The sequence below is a fragment of the Filimonas lacunae genome (assembly GCF_002355595.1).
Lineage (GTDB): Bacteria > Bacteroidota > Bacteroidia > Chitinophagales > Chitinophagaceae > Filimonas > Filimonas lacunae.
Window position 1 is genome coordinate 725,778 of record NZ_AP017422.1, and the last position, 22,005, is coordinate 747,782.

14 protein-coding genes are annotated in these 22,005 nt (G+C 45.4%); 3 read left to right on the forward strand and 11 right to left on the reverse strand.

Annotation, left to right across the window (positions count from 1 at the left end; genetic code table 11):
- Positions 1-17 precede the first annotated feature (17 nt).
- Positions 18-1,295 (forward strand): serine hydrolase domain-containing protein, encoded by a 1,278-nt coding sequence (locus FLA_RS03000; RefSeq protein ID WP_076382029.1) that lies wholly within the window; start codon positions 18-20, stop codon positions 1,293-1,295.
- Between the two features lie 29 nt (positions 1,296-1,324).
- On the opposite strand, the gene fbp is transcribed toward FLA_RS03000, so the two are convergent.
- Complete coding sequence (fbp, locus tag FLA_RS03005; RefSeq protein WP_076382028.1) at positions 1,325-2,356, reverse strand: class 1 fructose-bisphosphatase; 1,032 nt, start codon at positions 2,354-2,356, stop codon at positions 1,325-1,327.
- Positions 2,357-2,772: 416 nt separating this feature from the next.
- Positions 2,773-4,182 carry a dihydrolipoyl dehydrogenase gene (gene lpdA / locus FLA_RS03010; RefSeq protein ID WP_076382027.1) on the reverse strand — a complete coding sequence of 470 codons (1,410 nt, stop codon included), beginning with the start codon at positions 4,180-4,182 and terminating at the stop codon, positions 2,773-2,775.
- 213 nt (positions 4,183-4,395) lie between these two features.
- On the opposite strand from lpdA, the gene FLA_RS03015 reads away from it, so the two are divergent.
- Positions 4,396-6,963, forward strand: coding sequence for a phosphoenolpyruvate carboxylase (locus tag FLA_RS03015; RefSeq protein ID WP_076382026.1), 2,568 nt, complete (start codon positions 4,396-4,398; stop codon positions 6,961-6,963).
- 74 nt (positions 6,964-7,037) lie between these two features.
- Here FLA_RS03015 and FLA_RS03020 read toward each other — a convergent pair whose 3' ends face one another.
- The 6 genes from FLA_RS03020 to FLA_RS03045 form a co-directional block, all read right to left on the reverse strand.
- A complete protein-coding gene (locus tag FLA_RS03020; RefSeq protein WP_076382025.1) occupies positions 7,038-8,117 on the reverse strand; it encodes an outer membrane beta-barrel protein in 1,080 nt (359 codons plus the stop codon).
- A gap of 348 nt (positions 8,118-8,465) precedes the next feature.
- A complete protein-coding gene (locus tag FLA_RS03025) occupies positions 8,466-9,824 on the reverse strand; it encodes an ammonium transporter (RefSeq protein ID WP_076382024.1) in 1,359 nt (452 codons plus the stop codon).
- A 346-nt stretch (positions 9,825-10,170) separates the two neighbouring features.
- Positions 10,171-11,646, reverse strand: a complete 1,476-nt coding sequence (locus FLA_RS03030; protein WP_076382023.1) for a glutamate synthase subunit beta — start codon at positions 11,644-11,646, stop codon at positions 10,171-10,173.
- Between the two features lie 34 nt (positions 11,647-11,680).
- Positions 11,681-16,207 carry a glutamate synthase large subunit gene (gene gltB / locus FLA_RS03035; protein WP_076382022.1) on the reverse strand — a complete coding sequence of 1,509 codons (4,527 nt, stop codon included), beginning with the start codon at positions 16,205-16,207 and terminating at the stop codon, positions 11,681-11,683.
- A gap of 163 nt (positions 16,208-16,370) precedes the next feature.
- Entirely contained in the window at positions 16,371-17,201 is an 831-nt protein-coding gene (gene ispE / locus FLA_RS03040; RefSeq protein ID WP_076382021.1) for a 4-(cytidine 5'-diphospho)-2-C-methyl-D-erythritol kinase, read from the reverse strand.
- 3 nt (positions 17,202-17,204) lie between these two features.
- Positions 17,205-17,807, reverse strand: coding sequence for a bifunctional nuclease family protein (locus FLA_RS03045; protein WP_076382020.1), 603 nt, complete (start codon positions 17,805-17,807; stop codon positions 17,205-17,207).
- Positions 17,808-18,056: 249 nt separating this feature from the next.
- On the opposite strand from FLA_RS03045, the gene FLA_RS03050 reads away from it, so the two are divergent.
- The gene (locus FLA_RS03050) at positions 18,057-18,845 is read left to right on the forward strand and encodes an SDR family oxidoreductase (protein WP_076382019.1); all 789 of its coding nucleotides are present in this window, start codon (positions 18,057-18,059) and stop codon (positions 18,843-18,845) included.
- A 20-nt stretch (positions 18,846-18,865) separates the two neighbouring features.
- Here FLA_RS03050 and FLA_RS03055 read toward each other — a convergent pair whose 3' ends face one another.
- Genes FLA_RS03055 through FLA_RS03065 form a run of 3 tightly spaced genes read right to left on the reverse strand, consistent with a single transcriptional unit; the run spans position 18,866 to position 21,965 of the window.
- Positions 18,866-19,627, reverse strand: coding sequence for a LytR/AlgR family response regulator transcription factor (locus tag FLA_RS03055; protein WP_076382018.1), 762 nt, complete (start codon positions 19,625-19,627; stop codon positions 18,866-18,868).
- Positions 19,602-20,651, reverse strand: a complete 1,050-nt coding sequence (locus FLA_RS03060) for a sensor histidine kinase (protein ID WP_076382017.1) — start codon at positions 20,649-20,651, stop codon at positions 19,602-19,604. Before FLA_RS03060 ends, FLA_RS03055 begins: the two co-directional genes overlap by 26 nt.
- Before the next feature lie 18 nt (positions 20,652-20,669).
- Positions 20,670-21,965 (reverse strand): TraB/GumN family protein, encoded by a 1,296-nt coding sequence (locus tag FLA_RS03065; protein ID WP_076382016.1) that lies wholly within the window; start codon positions 21,963-21,965, stop codon positions 20,670-20,672.
- Positions 21,966-22,005: the final 40 nt, after the last annotated feature.

Sequence of the window (22,005 nt, forward strand, 5' to 3'; positions counted from 1 at the left end):
AACCTTCAGCTTACAATATGAGAAATGTATTTTACCTGCTGTCAGCCATGGCGCTGACAGCAGCAGCAACCGTAAATGCCCAGGAAGTATTGCATCCCGCCGCCCCGGCAGCGGCCCATGTTTCGGCCGAACGTTTACAACGTATCGACAAAACCATTCAGCAGTACATTGACAGCAACTGGTTGAAAGGTGCTATAGCACTTATTGCCCGTGATGGCAATATTGTATATAACAAGGCATTCGGAACCGGTGGGGCAGAAGGGAACGCTACTATGCAAAAAGATAATATCTTTCGCATCGCTTCCCAAACCAAAGCCATTACCAGTGTGGCGGTAATGATGCTGTTTGAAGAAGGAAAGCTGCTGTTAGACGATCCCATTTCTAAATACATTCCTTCTTTTGCCAAACCACAGGTGCTGGATCAGTTTAACGAAGCCGATAGTTCTTATACTACCACACCCGCCAAGCGGGAAATCACTATCCGCGATCTGTTAACGCATACTTCTGGTATTGGTTATGCGGGCATTGGTGCTAAAAAAACAAAAGCTATTTATGCCAAGGCGAGTATTCCATCAGGTATAGGCAGTGATACATTTCATTTAGCTACTGCTATTACCCGTTTAGGAACTTTACCATTAGAGCATAACCCGGGAGAAAAATTCACTTATGGCTTAAACACCGATGTGTTAGGTTACCTGGTAGAGGTAGTGTCGGGTATGAGTTTAGACCAGTTTTTTAAAACACGCATCTTTGAGCCACTGGGCATGAAGGATACTTATTTTTACCTGCCACAGGAAAAACAAAATCGCCTGGTAGCACTATACACAATAGATAAAGACACGAAAAAACTGGTTCCTTACCAAGAAAAACCGGGCATCGCTTTTTCTGTAGACTATGCTAAAAGAAAAGGTACTTATTATTCTGGTGGTGCAGGCCTGGTATCTACCGTACAAGACTATGCTATCTTTTTGCAGGCGTTGCTGAACGGAGGCATTTATAATGGAAAACGCATCTTATCGCCCCGTACCGTAGAACTCATGATTATGAATCAGGTAGGTGATATTCAGGTAGGGCTTAACAAGTTTGGTTTGGGGTTCGAAATCACCACCGAAAAAGGAATGGCTAAGCTGGGCGCTTCTACGGGTACTTTTTCCTGGGGAGGCTACTTTGGCACCATTTACTGGGCCGATCCGCAAAAGCACCTGGTAGGATTACTGTTTATTAACCAATCGCCGTTAACTCATGGCGAGATACAGGATAAGTTTAAAGCACTGGTATATCAAAGCCTGGATTAGTTCCTAATCACAGGCTTTGATGGTCGTTTTTAGTATACCAGATGACGGGACGTATCCACACGTTGTTCGTTATGGTATTCAATCATCATCTCTTCACTGCCGATAATCAATGCAGATCGCTGGTGAAGAGATGTTGCTTTTATGTCCAGTATTCTTTTGCTGCCGTTACTGGCTTTGCCGCCTGCCCGCTCTACAATAAATGCCATAGGCATACATTCATATAATAAACGCAGCTTGCCATTAGGTGCTTTGCTGGTGGTGGGGTACAAGAATATGCCACCTTTCAGCATGTTACGGTGTATGTCGGCAACCAGGCTGCCAGTGTAACGTAACGAATAAGGGCCGCCATTATTTTTATGCCTGTTCTGACAATTCTCAATAAACTGTTGCACTTGTCCGCTGAACGATCCAAAATTGCCATAGTTCACCGAGTAGATAGTACCCGAAGCCGGCTGGCTAATGTTGGGATGACTGAGGGTGAACTCGCCAATAGAAGGATCAAGGGTAAAGCCATTTACTCCTCTGCGGGTTGCATATACCATCATGGTGCTGGAACCGTAAATGATGTAGCCCGCTGCTACTATAGCTTTGCCATCCTGTAAAAAATCTTCTTCTGTGCAAGGTGTGCCCAATGGCGTTACCCGGCGCATGATGCAGAAGATGCTGCCTATGGAAATGTTTACGTCAATATTGCTGCTGCCATCCAACGGATCAAACAGTACCACATACTTAGCCTTATTGCTCATGGGATCGTCAAAAGGCATAATATCATCTGTTTCTTCACTGGCTATACCTGCACAGTTAATGCCGCCACGTAGCACATTAATCAGTTGGGCATTGGCAAATTCATCCAGTTTTTGTACTTCTTCGCCCTGTATATTGGTGGTGCCGGTGCTGCCAATGATATGATGCACCAGTCCGGCTTTGTTTACTTCTACATTAATGCGTTTAGCGGCAAGGCTAATATCGCGCAGCAGGCCGGATAGCTGTCCGGTAGCTTTCGGAAAGTTTCTTAATTCCTGAATAGTAAACTCTTCCAGCGTCATGATGTGTGTTTGCATAGTATGATGGACTTCTGTTTTGCTGAAACTACAGGCATGCTTTTACCGGTAAGGATAAGGGGCGTACCTGTCCTTTTCATTTTTGGTGAATAAATGAGTTGTTGAATTTTTCGGTTACTACCGATTGATATAGCAATATTAGGATGCAGTTTTTACACTGGTGTGGCGTAAGATTTTTGAAATTTTCACAATGGCAACGATTTAGTATAAAAATTGTCTAAAAATATAGGGGTAACGTTAAATTAATATTATCAATGTGCGCTATGAGGTATGGAAAAATGAAAAATGGTTTTCTAAAGGCTGCGGTACTGTTGAATTTTGGCACGGAACATATTGGAGGAAGGGGGAAGGAGGTAAAAGTAAAAATGCCGGTAGCTTTTCAGCCCCGGCATTTTACTTTATTGCGAACAGTAATTCTAGATGTCAATTGCTTCGCCGTAAGCTACAGCAACCGCTTCTTTCACCGCTTCACTCATAGTTGGGTGGGGGTGAATAGCGTTCAGAATTTCGTGGCCGGTAGTTTCCAGTTTACGTGCTACTGATACTTCCGCAATCATTTCTGTTACGTTGGTACCGATCATGTGCGCGCCCAGGAATTCACCATATTTAGCGTCGAAAATTACTTTTACAAAACCATCAGTGGCACCGGCAGCAGTAGCTTTACCGGAAGCGATAAATGGAAACTTACCTACTTTCACTTCGTAACCAGCTTCTTTCGCAGCTTTCTCTGTATAACCAACGCTGGCTATTTCAGGAGTGCAATAAGTACAACCAGGAACGTTGTTATAGTCGATAGCCTCAGGCTGGTGAGCATATTTCTTTTCAATGAAACCGATAGCTTCTGCAGCATTGATACCTTCTTTGGTAGCAACATGTGCCAGGGCCTGACCAGGAACGCAATCACCAATAGCATAAATGCCTGGTACGTTGGTTTGGTAGTTTTTGTCAACGGTAATACGGCCTTTGTCGGTTTTGATGCCTAACTCTTCCAGTCCGATACCTTCAATGTTAGCAGCGATACCTACAGCGCTTAACACCACGTCAGCTTCCAGAACCACGGTGCTGCCGTCTTGTTTTTTAACAGTCGCTTTTACGCCTTTGCCAGCAATGTCCACTTTCTCTACAGAAGAGTTGGTCATTACTTCAATGCCTAATTTCTTGTATTGTTTTTCCAGTTCTTTAGAAATGTCTTCATCTTCAACAGGCACAATGCGTGGTAAAAACTCAACAATGGTAACTTTAGTACCCAGGCTATTATAAATGTAAGCAAACTCAACGCCTATGGCGCCGCTACCTACCACAATCATGCTTTTTGGTTGCTCAGGCAATACCATTGCTTCGCGGTAGCCGATCACTTTCTTACCATCGATAGGTAAGTTAGGCAGCTGACGGGCGCGGGCGCCGGTAGCAACAACAATGTATTTACCTTCTACCACGCTTTTAGAACCATCGGCAGCAGTTACTTCTATCTGGCCTTTTGCTTTCAGTTTACCGAAGCCCATGATTACATCAATCTTGTTCTTCTTCATCAGAAACTGAACGCCTTTATTCATTTTGTCGGCAACGCCACGGCTACGCTTGATAACGGCGCCAAAATCGGCTTGCACACCTGTTGCATTAATACCATAGGCAGTGCTGTGTTTCATATATTCATACACCTGCGTGCTCTTCAGCAGCGCTTTTGTAGGAATACAACCCCAGTTAAGGCATATACCACCTAACACTTCTTTTTCAATGATAGCTACTTTAAATCCAAGCTGTGAGGCACGGATAGCGGCGGGATAACCTCCGGGACCACTGCCCAAAACAATTACATCGTATGCCATGGCACTAAATGATTTTATTGATAAGATGAGCGAAATTACGTGCAACCAATCAAATTAAAAAACAGAGTTACGTGTGCTAACAGCTGTTGTTAATAGAGGTGTGGAAATTGAATATTATCCAAATTTAAGGGGGGTGCCTGCATAAAAGGTAAATTGTACTACCTTAGACCGCTGTAACAGTTTGGCGTTCTTGCTGTTACTAATGCGTATATTATGGATAACGTTTTACAACAATACAAAAACCTGGTAGCCATCAGGTTCCAATTGTATAACAGTCTTTTCACCTCCCTTCCCTTTCACCGTATCGAAAAAACGGGAGTGCTGTTATCGCTGTTCCTGATACATTGCGAAGAAGGCTACAGAAAGCAACAGAGCCCTAATGACATCATTACCTCTTTTATGGAGCAGTACACCCCGTATCGGAAAGAACAGGAGTTACTGGATCTGTTGTTTAGATTTATACAATATGCCGAAAGGCAGGTTGTGCTGTTTGATGCCCTGGAAGATGCAGCTTTCTGCAACACCCATGACATGAACGGTCCCGGCAGTTTAAAACACCTGCAGTCGGAAGTGATACAAAAAGGCAAGCAGGGAGCGCTGGCCGAAAAGATGAAGCGTTTTTCCATTCGCATGGTGTTAACTGCGCATCCTACCCAGTTTTATCCTGGCGAGGTATTGGGCATTATCAGCGATCTGGCAAAAGCCTTATCTAATGCCGATAGCGCTACGGTAAACGAATACCTGCAACAATTGGGCAAAACGCCTTTCCTCAAAAGAGAAAAACCGAAACCATACGATGAGGCGGTAAGCCTGTTATGGTATCTCGAAAACATATTCTACCCCGCTTCCGGCAAAATACTCAGTGAAATAAAATCGCAGTTCCCGGATGCGGTGGATGCCAACAACCCGTTAATTCACCTGGGCTTCTGGCCTGGTGGCGACAGGGATGGTAACCCTTTCGTAACCTCCGATACTACGGTAAAGGTGGCCGAATCGCTGCGTCGCAGCATTATGAAGTGCTACTATCTGGAGCTGCGTAAGCTGCGTCGCCGTCTTACCTTTAAAGGTATCAGTGATGCGTTGCTGAACCTCGAAAACCAGTTGTATACCAACCTGTTTGTGAAAGAATATCCTTGCGATGTTTGTGGCAACCAGCTGTTGAAAACATTACTGGAAATAAGGGAAACGCTTATTACCCAGCACAATGGTCTGTTCCTGTACAAACTGGAAAACCTTATTAGTAAGGTGCAGGTGTTTGGTTTGCACTTTGCTTCACTGGACGTGCGTCAGGACAGCGGTGTTCATGGTAAGCTGATTGAAGACATCCTGGCTCATACAAAACTGTTGCCAGCCAACTACCAGCAGCTAGATGAGGACGGCAAAATTGCCGCGCTGATGAACGTAAAAGAGCTGGAAGATATTGCTGTGCTGGATGACGAATTAAGTCGCGACTGTGTTGAAACAGTACGTGCGATAAAGGGCATTCAACAGGTGAACGGCGAAAAAGGTTGTCACCGCTATATCATCAGTCATACTACCAGCGCTGTAAACATCATGGAGGTGTACGGTTTGTTTATGCTGAGTGGCTGGGATAAAAAAGCACTGACCATTGATATCGTTCCATTGTTCGAAACTGTGGAAGATTTACAAAATGCAGGTGCTGCTATGCAGAAGCTGTATGCTATCAAAGAGTATCGTGCACACCTGGAAGCCCGTGGCAACACCCAAACCATCATGTTAGGCTTCTCTGATGGCACTAAGGATGGCGGTTACCTGATGGCTAACTGGAGCATTTATAAAGCGAAAGAAGAATTAACCCGCATATCCCGTGAATATGATATCGATGTTGTGTTCTTTGATGGCAGGGGAGGTCCACCAGCCCGTGGGGGGGGGAAAACGCATAAGTTCTACGCTTCTATGGGCCAGAATATCGCCAACAACGAAATTCAATTAACCATACAAGGGCAAACCATCAGCTCTAATTTCGGCACTATCGACTCTGCCCAGTTTAACATTGAGCAGTTAATCAATGCCGGTATTTCCAATGAGTTGTTTGCACCACGCAGAGATACACTTTCTGCCGAAGAAGATGCACTGTTAAACCAACTGGCTGTAGATAGCTTTGATTCTTATGTGAAGCTGAAAAATCATCCTTACTTCCTGGAATATCTGGGCCATGCCAGTCCGTTACGTTTCTATTCACAAACCAACATAGGTAGTCGTCCTGCTAAAAGAGGTTCCAGCAACCAGTTAAGCTTAAACGATCTCAGGGCCATTCCTTATGTAGGTTCCTGGAGCCAGTTAAAGCAAAACGTTACCGGTTACTATGGGGTAGGCCAGGCGTTAAAGAAAATGGATGAAGCCGGCAGGTGGAACGAGGTTAGCAGCCTGTATAAAAGCAGTCTGTTGTTTAAAACCTTAATGGACAACTGCGAAATGTCTATGAAAAAGACATTTTTCCCGCTCACCGCTTTCTTATCAGAGCATCCGAAGTACGGCGAAATCTGGAATCTGATCTATGCTGAATACGAATTAACCAAAAAGTACGTGTTGCGTTTATCCGGTAATGCAGATCTGATGGGTGATTACCCGGTTGATCAGTTGTCTATCCAAATGCGTGAGCGTATTGTGTTGCCGCTGTTAACCATTCAGCAGTTTGGTATCACCAAAGTGCGCGAACTGGAAGAGCAGTTAATTGATTCTCCGGTGAAAAGTAACTATGAGAAAATGGTAATGCGTTGCTCATTTGGCATCATCAACGCAGGTCGCAACTCGGTATAATTTTACTTTAATACACCAACATAGAAAAAGCCCGGCTAGCCGGGCTTTTTCGTTTTGTATGGCTGATAGCGGAATTAAAAGTGATAAGTGGCTGCCAGTATAAAGCTGCCTGTTGACTTGCTGGTACCGCCGGAAGCTTTCTGGAATATGGTTTCATTATTGGTAGCATCAAAGCGAAACTCAGGTATAATGGTAAGGTTGTCTACTTTAAAATTGGCAGAAATAGTAGGCACAATAGCGTGGTTTACGCCAATGATGTTGTCTTTATCTCCTATATATTCAAATCTGCCGGTAAGGCCAAACCAATCTTTAGGATCAACGTTCAGGTATAAAGCCGAACCCCACCATTTGCCGCTGGTATAGTCATCAGCAGTGGTTGGTCTTGTGCTTACCGATTGCAGGGTGCCATTGTAGCCTATACTAAATTTAGAAGTTGCCGCATATGTGACTACTACATCTCCTTGTATTACTTTCTTAAAGTCGTTTTGTTTGCCACCTACAAAGTTTACATACAGTTTCAGCTTATCATCCTTGCTGCCTGTAGAAAACTGAGCCAAAACGCTTTTAGGTAAAGTGCTGCCGTCTCTTACATCGGTAGGGTTGGCAATACCTAACATCAAGGCGCTTTTGCCACCCAGGCTAATGTCGGCTTTCAATCCTGTGTGAGAAAAGGGCCCATAAGAGAACATGTAACTCATGCTATAGTTTCTGTTCAGGTAGGGATCCAGTACTTCGTAGCCCACATGGGTGGCCCAGCTACCAAAAGTAAACTTCACCGCATCCGAAGGAGCGTAGGTTACATATAATTGTTTAATGGCTAAACGGGTGTTTGCATCATTGTAAGCAAATTCTTCTGCTCTTCTGCCAAAGCCCAGGTCGGCCACTACGCCGGCTTTGCCTTTGGTGTACTCTGCTTTTAAACTGGCCATTCCTAACTCAAATGAGTTATGAGAATGGGTAAAGCTGGTAGGGCTATTGTAATAAGGTGCGTTGGATGTAGTAGGGTCAAATACAGGAGGTTTAGAGGTGTTGTATCTGTAATAAACGTCGGCGTTTCCCGATAGCGTAAAAGTGCCTGTCTTAGTGGTGTCTTGCGCGTCTACGCATACGGCTGCGCATGCTGCAACGCCTGTTGCAAATAATTTTTGTAACATTGTGAGGATTTTTAAGTGTTAAATGAAAGGGTGTTGCTTTACACGGCGCGCGAAAGCTTGTTCCAGAAGCCCGCGTTCCTAAAGGCAATACCTTTTCTGTTTTTAGCTGTCTAAAAACCGATAGTTATAGTGTGAATGCGTGTGTTTGTGTGTACGTTATAAAATGGCCAGCCTAGAGAGCAGTTGATTCAGAAGTCGTCAGTTAGTCGTCAAATTCGTCAGGCAAAGAGAACAATCAAATCTTGTCTATGTTTCCTCAGGCAAAAATCAAAAACCAGAAGGGCGAACGGGATACGGGTAGCACCCCGTTCGCCCTTTTATGAATAAAATCAGAAAGTCTTTAAAATATTAGGATGCCGCTAAAGTAGCTGTTAAGTTTTTACCGGCATATTCTTCATTGTGTTGAGTTGCATCCAGGCCTTCCAGTTCTTCTTCTGCTGTTACACGTAATGGCAGAATTAAGCCGATGAACTTAAAGATGGCATAAGATACTACAAAGCTGTAAGCCACTACTATCAACATTGCTTTCAGTTGAATCAGGAAGAAGGCAAGGCCGCCTTCCGGACCAGCAGGGTTTACGTTTTTAGAAGCGAAAATGCCTGTCATTAACATACCCACCATACCGCCAATACCGTGGCAAGGGAATACGTCTAAGGCATCATCTAAAGTTGATTTTTGTTTGAAGTAAACCGCTACGTTTGAAATGATAGCAGCTACTACGCCAATGAATATACTTTGTGGCACGGCTACAAAACCTGCGGCAGGCGTAATAGCTACCAGGCCTACTACGGCACCGATACAAAAGCCTAAGGCAGATGGTTTTTTGCCACGTACCACGTCAAAGAACATCCATGATAAACCAGCAGCACCAGCAGCGGTGTTAGTGGTAAAGAAGGCAGAAACGGCTAACGGACCAGCACTTAAAGCGCTACCGGCGTTAAAGCCAAACCAGCCAAACCACAGTAAACCGGTACCAATCAACACGTAAGGCACGTTGGCTGGCGGAATTTCTCTGTGTTCAATATGTGTATGTCTGCGTTTTAATACTAAAGCACCTGCTAAAGCGGCACAACCTGCAGAAATGTGTACTACGGTACCACCTGCAAAGTCAAATACACCCATTTTAGCCAGGAAGCCGTTGGGATGCCAGCTCCAGTGTGCCAGTGGTGCGTACACCAGCAGGCCAAATAATGCCACAAACAGCACATAGGCGGTAAAACGGATACGTTCTGCAACGGCACCTACTACCAGGCCTGGGGTGATGATAGCAAACATTAACTGGAAAACGGCAAATAAGCCTAAAGGGATAGTTAAGGGAGCGCCATCCTGTAAATGGGGAGCGCCGGTCATTACATTCTTGAAAAACATAAAGGTGGTGGGATTGCCAATGAAACCTCCGATAGAGTCGCCAAAGCAAAGGCTAAAGCCTACTACTATCCATAATACACTTACCACACCTGCAGCCACCAGACTTTTCATCATAGTGGAAATCACGTTTTTTCTGTCCACCATCCCACCGTAGAAAAAGGCAAGACCGGGAGTCATTAAAAACACAAGGGCAGAGGATACTAAAATCCATGTAATATCAGCCGCGCTGTAAGTACTGGGATCGTTGGTGTCTGGTTTGGATTGAATGGTGAGGGCTCCAAGTGCAATCGCCGACAAGAGTACAAAGGGTGCCACCTGTTTGATAGTGACTTTACTCATAATGTTCTGGTTTAAATTAAAAAATAAAAAATGTGATTTAATTTAAATAAAAGTACGATTAATTATAGATTCTGCAAGTTTTTATACATATATTATTTGGTGTAATATAATTCTGCATGTAATTAGTACACAATTAGTTGGAGGTGTAATTTGCCTGAAAAAACCATAGTTTCTGAATTTTCAATTTTTAGAAAATCTGGAACCTGCTTTGGATTTTATTTAATATTAAATTTGTTTAATGTATTTATGGCTGGCTGGTAGTATCTCCCTCATTCTGGGGATAAAAAAAGACCATTACCTGGAAAGGCAATGGTCTGTTGTTCAGCTATAAATCGGAATAAAAAAACTAAATCACGGCTTGTAAAAGCGATTCATCTTTGGTTTCCAGCAAGGAAGTTCCCATCAAAAATTCGTCTACTTTCCTGGCACATTCGCGCCCTTCGCTAATGGCCCAAACTACCAGCGATTGCCCTCTGCGCATATCGCCGCAGGCAAAAACTTTGGCAATATTGCTTTGGAAAGCTTTTTCGCCTGCTTTTACATTACCTCTTTCGTCGGTTTCTACACCCAGTTCTTTTAACATGCCTTCATGTTGCGGGTGTAAAAAGCCCATAGCCAGGTAAGCTCTTTCACAAGGAATGGTTCTTTCGCTGCCAGCTATTTCGGTAAACTGGGCAGGGCGGCCATCTTCTGTTATTTTCCATTCCAGGTCAACAATCTTTAACCCGGTCAGTTCTCCTTTTTCGTTACCCAAAAATTCTTTGGTGGCAATAGCCCAATGACGCTCACAACCTTCGTCGTGCGAAGTAGAGGTTTTCAATATCATGGGGTAGGTAGGCCATGGCATGAATGGGGTACGGCTGCTGGCGGGCTTAGGCATCAGTTCAAACTGGGTAATGCTTTTAGCGCCGTGCCTGTTGCTGGTTCCTACGCAGTCGCTGCCAGTATCGCCACCACCAATTACCACTACGTTTTTGCCGGTAGATAAAATGTCTTCACCGGTAACGGGCTCTTTGGCTACGCGCTGGTTTTGTTGTTTCAAAAACTCCATGGCATAATGCACGCCTTTCAGTTGACGGCCAGGGATAGGTAAGTCGCGTGGAATGGTAGAACCGCCCGCCAACACTATCACATGAAATTCTCTTACCAAGTCGTTCACGCTTACGTTTACACCCACGTTGGCGTTGCAACGGAAGGTTACACCTTCTTCTTCCATCAGGGCAACACGCCTGTCAATCACTGATTTTTCCAGTTTGAAGTCGGGTATACCATAACGTAACAGGCCGCCTGGCCTGTTGTCTCTTTCAAACACAGTAACACTGTGGCCTGCGTAGTTTAATTGGGCAGCAGCTGCCAAACCAGATGGTCCGCTACCTACTACTGCAATTTTTTTACCCGTGCGCACATTGGGTTTGCGTGGTTTTACCAGGCCGTTTTCAAAAGCAATTTCAATAATGTGCTTTTCTATTTCCTCGATAGCTACCGGTGGCTGGTTGATACCCAGTACACAGGCGCTTTCGCATGGTGCAGGACAAATACGGCCGGTAAATTCAGGAAAGTTATTGGTGCTGCTGAGTATTTCGTAAGCTTCTTTCCAGCTTTTACGGTATACCGCATCGTTAAATTCGGGTATTACGTTACCTAAAGGGCAGCCGCTATGACAAAAGGGAACGCCACAGTTCATGCAGCGCGCACTTTGTTGGTTCAGTTTGTCCGGGCTAAAGCGTTCTATAAACTCATTGTAATTCTTCACACGCTCCTGCGGAGCTTTTTTGCCCGGTAGTTCTCTTGTAAATTCTAAAAAACCTGTTGGTTTCCCCATAATAAACAGTTAATAGAGATTCAAAATCGTTTGCTTACTTGTTAGATTTCACTTTTGCCTGCATGCTTGCCAGTGCTGCTTTGTAATCACGTGGAAACACTTTTACAAAGTGCTGCAGCTGTGCTTCAAAGTCAGATAACACAAATTGCGCTACCGTGCTACCGGTGTGTGCATAGTGCTGGCTGATGAACTCTTTCAGTTGCAGTGCATCGTCATGGCTCAATGGATCCAGGTCAATCATTTCTTTGTTGCAGCGTGAGGCAAATGTGCCTGTTACATCATAAACGTAAGCTATGCCACCGCTCATGCCTGCACCAAAGTTGCGGCCGGTAGGGCCGAGGATCACCACGGTGCCACCTGTCATGTATTCGCAACCATGGTCGCCTACACCTTCTGTAACAACGGTAGCGCCGGAATTACGAACGCAAAAGCGTTCCCCTGCTTTACCGCGTATATAGGCTTCGCCGCTGGTAGCGCCATAGAAGGCTACGTTGCCAATGATGATATTGTCTTCGGGTGTAAAGCTGGCTTGTTTGTGTGGGTACACTACCAGTTTAGCGCCGCTTAAGCCTTTACCAAAGTAGTCGTTGGCATCGCCTTCCAGTTCCAGGGTAACCCCTTTGGTGTTAAAGGCGCCAAAGCTTTGACCTGCTGTACCTGTGAAATTGAAGTGAATGGTATTATCGGGTAAACCATCTGCTTTATACAGCTTGGTTATTTCGTTGGATAAAATAGTGCCTGCAGTGCGGTCTATGTTGCGAATGTTGAAAGAAGCGTTCACCGGCTGTTTCTTTTCCAGCGCAGGTTTAGCTGCTTCCAGCAGTTTCCAGTCTAGCACGTCTGCTAAACCATGGTCTTGTGTTTCCTGGTTGTACAGGCCTGTGTGTTCGCTGGCGGGTTCTTTGTACAGGATGGGCGACAGGTTTATTTTGCTGGTTTTCCAGTGTGTAATGTTGTCGCGCATTTCCAGGTTTTCTACCTGGCCTACCATTTCGTTCACGGTTTTGAAGCCTAATTCTGCCATTATCTCGCGCAGTTCCTGCACGATAAACTTAAAGAAGTTGATCACGTGATCGGGATCGCCTTTAAAACGGCTGCGCAGTTCCGGGTCTTGTGTGGCAACACCTACGGGGCAGGTATTCAGATGACACTTGCGCATCATGATACAGCCTTCTACCACCAATGCAGCAGTGGCAACACCCCATTCTTCTGCGCCTAATAAAGCGGCAACGGCAATGTCGCGGCCGGTTTTCATCTGGCCATCTGCCTGCACCACCACGCGGCTGCGCAGTTTGTTTCTTACCAGTGTCTGGTGGGTTTCGGCCAGGCCTAATTCCCACGGCATACCTGCGTGCTTGATACTGCTGATAGGGCTGGCGCCGGTACCTCCATCATGGCCTGCAATCAGTATTACGTCGGCTTTCGCTTTGGCAACACCGGCAGCAATAGTGCCAACCCCTGCCTTACTTACCAGCTTCACATTAATACGTGCAGCACGGTTGGCATTCTTTAAATCGAATATTAACTGGGCCAGATCTTCAATAGAATAAATATCGTGGTGTGGAGGAGGGGAGATCAAACCTACACCAGGCGTACTGTGGCGGGTTTTACCAATCCATTCGTCTACCTTATGGCCAGGCAGCTGACCGCCTTCGCCGGGTTTAGCGCCCTGGGCCATTTTAATCTGTAATTCGTCCGCTTCTGTCAGGTATAAGCTGGTTACACCAAAACGGGCGCTGGCTACTTGTTTAATGGCGCTGCGCATGCTGTCGCCATTAGCCAGTGGCTGGTATCTTACTTCGTCTTCGCCACCTTCACCAGTGTTGCTTTTACCGCCTAAACGGTTCATGGCAATGGCCAGTGTGGTGTGTGCTTCCCACGAGATAGAGCCAAAGCTCATAGCGCCGGTTGCAAAACGTTTGTATATGTTTTCCGCTGGTTCTACTTCTTCCATGGAAATAGAAGGGCGGGTGCGTTTAAACTGGAACAGGCTGCGCAGGGTAGCTGCTTTTTCGCTTTGATCGTTCACCACTTTAGAATACTTCTTGAAAGTGGCGTAATCGTTCGTTTTGGTAGCGTGCTGCAGCAGGTGAATGGTTTGTGGATTAAACAGGTGGAATTCGCCTTTGCGCTTCCACTGGTAAATACCACCTACTGGTAAACGGTCTACCGGTATATCTTTTCTGCTAAAAGCCAGCTGGTGCTTAGCCAGTGCTTCGCGGGCAATTTCATCCAGTCCTAAGCCTTCAATACGGCTGGTAGCGCCGGTAAAGCACTTGTCTACCACTTCTCTGTTCAGGCCAATGATCTCGAAAATTTGTGCGCCCTGGTAGCTTTGCAGGGTAGAGATACCCATTTTGGAGAATACTTTCAGTAAGCCGTCGCAAACAGCTTTGATGTAGTTTTTCTTCAGGTATTCTATATCCTGGGTAGTGTTGAGTTTGCCATTCAGGTGCATATCGCGAATGCTGCTCAGTGCTAGGTAGGGGTTAATGGCAGTTGCGCCAAAGCCTAACAGGCAGGCAAAGTGATGCACTTCCCATACGTCGCCGGCTTCCACTACTATACCTACCTGGCTGCGAAGGCCCTTGCGGATAAGGTGGTGGTGTACCGATGAACAAGCCAGCAGGGTAGGTATGGCGGCGTGATCGCTGTCAATGGCCCTGTCGCTTAATATAATCACCTCAAAACCGTCGTTCACGGCATCTACCGCATAACGGCACAAGCGGTCAATACCGGCCTTTAATGAGCCTGGTTTGCCGTCTGCCCTGAAATAGGTTTGTAAAGTTTTTGCCTGGTAAATGCCGGTATCTATACTTCTCAGCTTCTCCAGCTCGTGGTTACTTAAAACAGGGTGTTTTAAAGCCACAGAGTGGCAGGTAAGCGGGTCTTCTACCAGCAGGTTGCCGTTATTACCTACAAAGGTAGCTAACGACATTACCATACGTTCCCGGATGGGATCGATAGGAGGGTTGGTTACCTGTGCAAACAATTGCTTGAAATAATGGCTCAAATGCTGTGGCTGATCGCTTAATACGGCCAGTGGCGCATCGGTGCCCATAGAACCAATAGGTTCTTTACCATCCACCGCCATGGGGGCTATAATGGTATCCAGGTCTTCGGTAGAATAGCCAAAAGCTTTCTGGTATTTGAAAATCTGCTCCGTATGCAGGTGGGTGAACATTACACGTGGTTCTGGTAATTCTTCCAGGCGTATTTTGTATTTGTTCAGCCACTCAGCGTAAGGTTTGCTGGTGCAGATGGTTTGTTTGATTTCGTCGTCGCTGATAATACGGCCCTGCTCCATGTCTACTACAAACATTTTGCCTGGCTGCAGGCGACCTTTTTCTTTTACAATGGCAGGGTCAACCGGTAAAGCACCTGTTTCAGAAGCCATAATTACACGGTCGTCTGTAGTAACGCAATAGCGGCTGGGGCGTAAACCGTTTCTGTCCAGTGTAGCGCCAATCATTTTGCCATCGGTAAAGGAAATAGAAGCGGGCCCGTCCCAGGGTTCCATCATGGCTGCGTGAAACTCGTAGAAAGCCTTTTTAACCGGGTCCATGTCTTCGTTGCCATCCCATGCTTCGGGTATCAGCATCATCATTACATGGGTTAACGGCCGGCCGGTTAACATCAATAGCTCAATCATGTTATCCAGGCAGGCGCTGTCGCTTTGTCCTTCGGTAACAATAGGCAGTATCATGTCCAGCTCTTCCTTGGTAAAGTAAGGAGAGGTAAAGCTGTTTTCACTGGTTTTTAACCAGTTTACGTTGCCTTGCAGGGTGTTGATTTCACCATTATGGGCAATGTAGCGGAATGGTTGCGCCAGTTTCCAGCTAGGGAAGGTATTGGTGGCAAAACGGCTGTGTACCAGGCCAAAGGCTGCTACTACCCGTTTGTTATTTAAATCGTTGAAATAGTGCCTTACCTGGCCACTGGTAAGCTGTCCCTTATACACTACCGTTTTGTACGATAAAGAAGCTACATAAAAGCCAATAGCGTCTTTTTTAACGGTGTTGTTAATGGTATGGCTGGCATAATTGCGCAGCACAAACAGTTTACGCTCAAACTCATCAGGATTGGTAATATGGTCGGGGCAGGCAATAAACACCTGTTCCATTTCCGGTTCTACCGAAAGGGCGGTGGCGCCAATGTCAGTAGTGTTCACCGGTACCTTGCGGTAGGTGAGAATTTCCAGTCCCAGTTTCTCAGCAGAACGATTAAAGATGTCTCTGCATTCTTCCCGCAGCCGTATTTCCTTCGGAAAGAAAATAACGCCTACGCCGTACTTCCCATAAGCAGGCAGGTGTACGCCTAGTTTAATGCATTCATCGAAAAAGAACTCGTGAGGCATCTGAATCATAATGCCGGCACCATCACCCGTATTGTTCTCACAACCACAGGCGCCACGGTGCTCCATGTTCTCCAGCACAGTCAGAGCATCAGAGATAATCTGGTGAGATTTGTTCCCTTTAATATTGGCCACGAAACCAATACCACATGCGTCATGTTCAAAGGATGGGTCGTATAACCCTTCATGTCTGTTTTGTACAGGCATATTACAATCGAATATTAAGGTGGAAAAAAACAGCCGGCAATCGCTGAGCTTTAAAGTTAAGAAAAACTTTACATAAACAATAGAGAAATTTTATTTAATAGCAGGAACACTTGAATTTATTTCAAGGAAGCGGGATTTTAACTGAATAAATTACAAACGTGTGTTAGGATTCTTGTAATTCTGCGAAAAAATAATGTGCGGGAATAGATAGGTGTGGAACTTGTGTTTGTTCAAACAGTCCAAACACTGTGCTGCCGGTACCGGTCATGCTGGCGTAAACAGCGCCTGCCTGGTATAATTGTTCTTTTATCTGCGCAATTTCAGGGTGCAGTTGAAACACGGCTGCTTCAAAATCGTTGGTGAGCATGTTGCGCCAGGTGTGTACAGGTTGTTGTACAATGGTTTGTATAGAAACAGGCGGTACAGCAGGTGTGATTAATGAAAAAGCCTTGCCCGTATGCACATGAATACCGGGGTTAATAACCACCAGCTTGTAATTTTTCAGCGAAAGGGATACCGGCTGTAATTGCTCGCCGCGCCCGGCGGCCCAGCAAGGGGTATTTATAATAAAGAAAGGACAGTCGCTGCCCAGTTGTAAAGCGTAATGTATTAATTGCTGTTGCGATAAACCCAGTTGAAACTGTTGGTTCAACATGCGTAATGCAAAAGCACCATCGGCACTGCCACCACCTAAACCGGCCCCCATGGGAATAGTTTTGTGCAGGTGCATGTTAACGGCAGGCAGGTGTGGAAAATCGGATAATAATAAGTGGTAAGCTTTTACACAAAGGTTGTTGTCGGGGCTGCCATCTACCGGAAGGCCCGAAGCGGTAAAAGTAACTTTAGAAGAAGCTGGGGCCCGTGATGGCTGAATTTCCAGTGCATCCTGTAAGGGCAGGGGATAAAAAACGGTTTCCAGATCATGAAAACCGTCAGTTCTTTTACGGAGGATATTAAGCCCGAGGTTGATTTTACAGTTGGGAAAATGTACCAAAGCTTATCTTCTTTTATTGATCTCGTCCCTGATAGCGATAGCGCGTATATAATCTTCCTGCTCCAGCACTTCTGTCAGCAGACTTTGTAATTCTTCCAGTGAAAGAGAGGTCAGGTTTTCGCGGGTGCCCGGCGTAGGAGCAGCAATTTCAGCAGGTTCTTCTACCGAAACTTCCGTTTTCTTTTTCTTGCCATTGTCTTCCATTAAAATACCTGCGCTTTCCAGTATGTGGTCGTAAGTATAAATAGGGCATCCAAAACGTACTGCCAATGCCAGTGCATCGCTGGTGCGGCTGTCAATTTCTACCGTGTCGTGTTCGCTTACACAAACCAGTTTGGAGTAGAAGATGCCTTCCTGCAAATCATTGATCACAATTTCAACCAGCTCTACGTTAAAAGCATTCATGAAATTTTTCATCAGGTCGTGCGTAAGCGGCCTGCTTGGCTGCATATGCTCCAAAGCTACGGCTATTGCCTGGGCCTCAAACCCACCAATTACTATAGGTAACCTCCGCAATCCATTTACCTCACCAAGCACTACGGCATACGAATGAGTTTGGGTAATACTGTGCGACAGGGCTACTATTTCCAGTTCTATTTTCTTCATGGCCTTTATCCGGCAATAATTTATATATAAGTTATTCAGGCAAATGTAAAGATTTCGGGGCTTAGAAGTGCGCATCGTCACTTTCAATTTTCGAATCGATATATAGCCTTAACAATATCCGACAACTAACCCATAAAAACAACATTCCGGAGCGTTTATGGGAAGAATGCTGCTACCGCGTAAAAATGATGCCGGATTTTCCTGCCGGTCAAAGCGGCAGTGTAAAAACTTGCTGGTTATCTTTATAGTATGAATACTAACCTGGATAATAAAACAGCACTGGTGTGCGGGGCTTCGCAGGGAATAGGAGCGGCAGTAGCACAGGAACTGTCTATTTTAGGAGCGAATGTGGTACTGTTGGCGCGCAATGCCGACAAACTGGAGAAGGTGGCCGCCGGGCTGGATACCCGTAGGGGGCAGATACATACTTATATAGTGGCCGATACCAGTGAGCCGGAACAATTGAGCAAAAAAGTGGCCGATTTTATAACCAGTGACAATCCTATTCATATACTCATCAATAACACAGGCGGTCCGCCATCTGGTCCGTTACTGGATACCGATGTGGCAGAACTGGAAAAAGCATTCCGGTCGCAGGTGGTTACTGCACATTTGCTGGCGCAAACCCTTATTCCCGGCATGATACAGGCACAGTTTGGCCGTATTGTGAATATTACCTCTACATCTGTAAAGCAGCCTATAAATGGTTTGGGCATTTCCAACACGGTGCGGGCGGCGGTAGCCAGCTGGGCTAAAACCCTGGCCAACGAGGTAGGCCAATATGGCATTACCGTAAACAATGTACTGCCAGGTTATACCAACACCGACAGGCTGGGCTATCTTTTTGGTAAACAGGCCGAAGCCAGTGGCACCGGAGTAGAGGAAGTGGTAAAGAAAATGGAAGCCACTATTCCTGCCGGCCGTTTAGGACAACCAGATGAGCTGGCAGCAGCCGTAGCTTTCTTATGTATGCCGGCCGCTGCTTATATCAATGGTATTAATTTACCGGTAGATGGTGGTAGAACAGGAACATTATAATCTAAGCCAAAACCAGCAAACTATTCGTTCAGCCACTGCTTAAAAAAAGGTGCTTTTTCCCGGCTAACAAAAATGTCGTTGTCTTTACAACGCCGGAGCTGAATTTTTAGTTTGCCGTTAAAATGGGTGGTTATTTTTTCAATACTGTCAATAGAAACAATGTATTGCCGGTTTAGCCGGTAAAAGCGGGCAGGGTTCAGGCTTTTTTCCAGTTCATCCAGCGAATCGTCCACCAGGTATTCCAGGTGGTTAATGGTTTGGGCAAAAATTTGTTTTCCATCAGCCCGTATAAAAGCAACATCATCCAGGTGCAGGCTTTCAAAGCCATCATGCACTTTCACCAGCAATCTTCTTTTCCAGGAGCTGGCTACCGGCAGCGTTTCCAGTAACTGGTGAATTTTTTGTTCCAGCACCTGGGTGGGGGCGGGGTGCCTGTTTCGGTGTTTCTGAAAAGCCTGTTTCAATTCTTCTTCATCAATGGGCTTTAACAGGTAGTCTATACTGTTTACTTTAAAGGCCTGTAACGCATATTCGTCGTAGGCGGTAGTGAATATTACCGGTGCGGTAACGGCCACCTGTTTAAAAATGTCAAAACTAATACCATCTGACAGTTGGATATCCATCAGCACCAGGTCGGGTGGCGTATGCGTGTTCAACCAGCCTACTGTTTCCGCTACGCTTTCCAGCACGGCCAACAGGGTATAGTCTGGTGCAATCTTTTGCACCAGTTGCTGCATTTGCCTGGCAGCTGCGGTTTCATCTTCTACCAGTAACAGGTTCATGGGGTAGTAGTGGTATTTTAACAATGAATTGATGGGGTGTTTCTTCTATGCACACAGGTGTATCTGTTAAATGCCGGTAGCGTTGCTGCATGTTGGTCAGGCCAATACCATTGCTGCTGTCGATGGCCCGTTTTATTTGCAGGGTGTTGGCTACACACAGGTAATGAGCTTCGGCATAAATGTGAATATGCAAGGGGCGTGCGGCGGATATTTCGTTATGCTTGATGGCATTTTCTACCAGCATCAGCAGGCTATGCGAAACAATTTGTAGTGCTTGTTTTTCTTCCGGTAAATGGGATGTATAAAAAAGTTTATCTACAAACCGTTGCTGACTTACTTGTAAAAATGATAAGGTTACCTGCAACTCCTGGCCGGCATTAATGGTGTTTTTGTCGGCGGTTTGCAACGAGTAACGGAACACTTTGGCCAGCTGGTGCACCAGCACTACCGCTTTATCGCTATCTTCCTTTATCAGCGAGGTCAGCGTGTTAAATGCATTGAAAAGAAAATGGGGGTTCACCTGGTTTTTCAGCGTTTCAAACTTGCTTTCCAGTATGGCTGTTTTTAAAGCAGCTGCCTCGGTAATGCCATTTTTCCATTGACGTAAAAAATAATTCACCGTAGTTATTAAAGTAATGATCACAGTAATCAATACTGAGAACGACATATCCATAATATATTCCCCGGTGCTTACTGGTATTTGAAACAGCATGCTCACCACCCGGGTATATGCCAGCATTAACACTGCACCATACAAAGCCGATAATAAAATAAACAGCACAAAGCTTCGGGTGGCGTGGTTTTTCCAGTCAAACCATTTTTCCAGCAGGGCATCCAGCAACCAGGTAAAGCTTAACCAGCCCAGTGTAGTAATGCCTAAGGCAAACAACAGGCTGGTTTTCCAATTACCATGTCCGTGAATATAGTTCCAGCCATTGGTAAGCAAATTTACAGCTAGCACCACTGCATAGGCCACCAGCAAATGTTTGCTGTTTTTTACAAAGGTGTTTTGATGGTAACTCATTATTACTAAAATAATGTATTATTTATCAAGAAATGGCTCTGCCCAATCGGAATGGCGAATAAGAATAAGATATTGATAGTGCATGCCTGCCGGATTGTTCATAGTAAGGCCAAACCCTGCCGGCATAGGCATTTCTGTGTCCATAAAATTATTGTAGTGTTGCAGTATAGGACTGGCCTGTTGCATATCAAACACGGTAATGCTGTTAGGCGAAGTAATGGTTTTAAACATGTTACAACCTTTGATTTTACTAAGCATGCCGTCTTGTGCTACAATATCTGTTTTCAGGTATTTACGTGTGCCCGATTGGTTAGGGATATAGGTAAGTTGTACAAAGGGGGGGAAAGGTACCTGGTTAATGGTGGCATCTATCATAATATTACTTTCCATGTTAATGATGTTCAGGGAAATAATATGATTTTTCAGGGGCAGGTCTGATGCCTGTAACCGGCCGGCAAAAGCATACATGTTATTTACCTTATCCTGTATGGTGTGAAAAAAGCCAAGAAAGCCGTATATCTTATGGTGTTGCAGGTTCAGGTGATGATAATAAGCGGTAAAGTTGTTTACAAATTGTTGCTCCCGGCTGCTTTTGTTATAGTGTGCCAGCAGGTTTTTTACCAGGTAGTTAAACATAAACAGTTGCTGGCCGGCTTTTGCGGCATATTGTGCCGGGTTTTGCTGCATGGCCGAATCCAGTTGCCGAAGTGTATACAGGCGGACGCTGTCTGTAGTGGTGGTTTGCATAGCAGTGAGCATGTTGTTTACAGGGGGCAACTGACGTAAGAGAGTTGGTTGTACAAGGTGTTGTAAGTATTGCAGGGTTAAGGGTAGCTGCTGTACTTTGTCAATGCCTGTTACCATAATTTTTTCGCGGGCAGGTAGCTGCTTGTTCCAGGCATATATTTTTTGCCATTTACGGTAGTGGTCTTTATTGCCCCACTGCGCGCCGGCTTCTACCCAATAGTTAAATATAGTATCCAGCAATTTTTCGTTTCCGTTTTCAAGGTATTCGTTTAGCAGCCATGCCTGTGCGGCGTCTATCTCAGCTACATAGTGTTTTACTCCCGCAGTTTGGTGCAAGTGTTGAAAAAGGGCCAGGTCCAGTTCCTGTGCTTTTTGATAACCATGCACTTCGCCCAGCAAAAACAATTGTTGCTGGTAAAAAGCGGTGTCGAAATGAAAAGAAGCAGTATTGTTAGGGAATACCTGCCAGCTGTGTTGTTGCAGGTATTGTTGCATAGCCAGGGAGTCTTGCCCATGAAGGCGAACGATGAAAAGGAAGGCAGGTAAAAGCAGTGTGGTGATTCGCATATTCTGTGTTTTATACCGCTAAGTTGCCTGTTTGCTTTTG

Excerpts from the sequence above, each read along its gene's own strand:
- FLA_RS03060 (WP_076382017.1), bottom strand. The coding sequence starts at position 20,651 with ATGAGTTACCATCAAAACACCTTTGTAAAAAACAGCAAACATTTGCTG.
- FLA_RS03045 (WP_076382020.1), bottom strand. The coding sequence starts at position 17,807 with ATGAAGAAAATAGAACTGGAAATAGTAGCCCTGTCGCACAGTATTACC.
- FLA_RS03030 (WP_076382023.1), bottom strand. The coding sequence starts at position 11,646 with ATGGGGAAACCAACAGGTTTTTTAGAATTTACAAGAGAACTACCGGGC.
- gltB (WP_076382022.1), bottom strand. The coding sequence starts at position 16,207 with ATGCCTGTACAAAACAGACATGAAGGGTTATACGACCCATCCTTTGAA.
- FLA_RS03050 (WP_076382019.1), top strand. The coding sequence starts at position 18,057 with ATGAATACTAACCTGGATAATAAAACAGCACTGGTGTGCGGGGCTTCG.
- FLA_RS03015 (WP_076382026.1), top strand. The coding sequence starts at position 4,396 with ATGGATAACGTTTTACAACAATACAAAAACCTGGTAGCCATCAGGTTC.
- lpdA (WP_076382027.1), bottom strand. The coding sequence starts at position 4,182 with ATGGCATACGATGTAATTGTTTTGGGCAGTGGTCCCGGAGGTTATCCC.
- FLA_RS03055 (WP_076382018.1), bottom strand. The coding sequence starts at position 19,627 with ATGAACCTGTTACTGGTAGAAGATGAAACCGCAGCTGCCAGGCAAATG.
- FLA_RS03020 (WP_076382025.1), bottom strand. The coding sequence starts at position 8,117 with ATGTTACAAAAATTATTTGCAACAGGCGTTGCAGCATGCGCAGCCGTA.
- FLA_RS03025 (WP_076382024.1), bottom strand. The coding sequence starts at position 9,824 with ATGAGTAAAGTCACTATCAAACAGGTGGCACCCTTTGTACTCTTGTCG.
- FLA_RS03065 (WP_076382016.1), bottom strand. The coding sequence starts at position 21,965 with ATGCGAATCACCACACTGCTTTTACCTGCCTTCCTTTTCATCGTTCGC.
- fbp (WP_076382028.1), bottom strand. The coding sequence starts at position 2,356 with ATGCAAACACACATCATGACGCTGGAAGAGTTTACTATTCAGGAATTA.
- FLA_RS03000 (WP_076382029.1), top strand. The coding sequence starts at position 18 with ATGAGAAATGTATTTTACCTGCTGTCAGCCATGGCGCTGACAGCAGCA.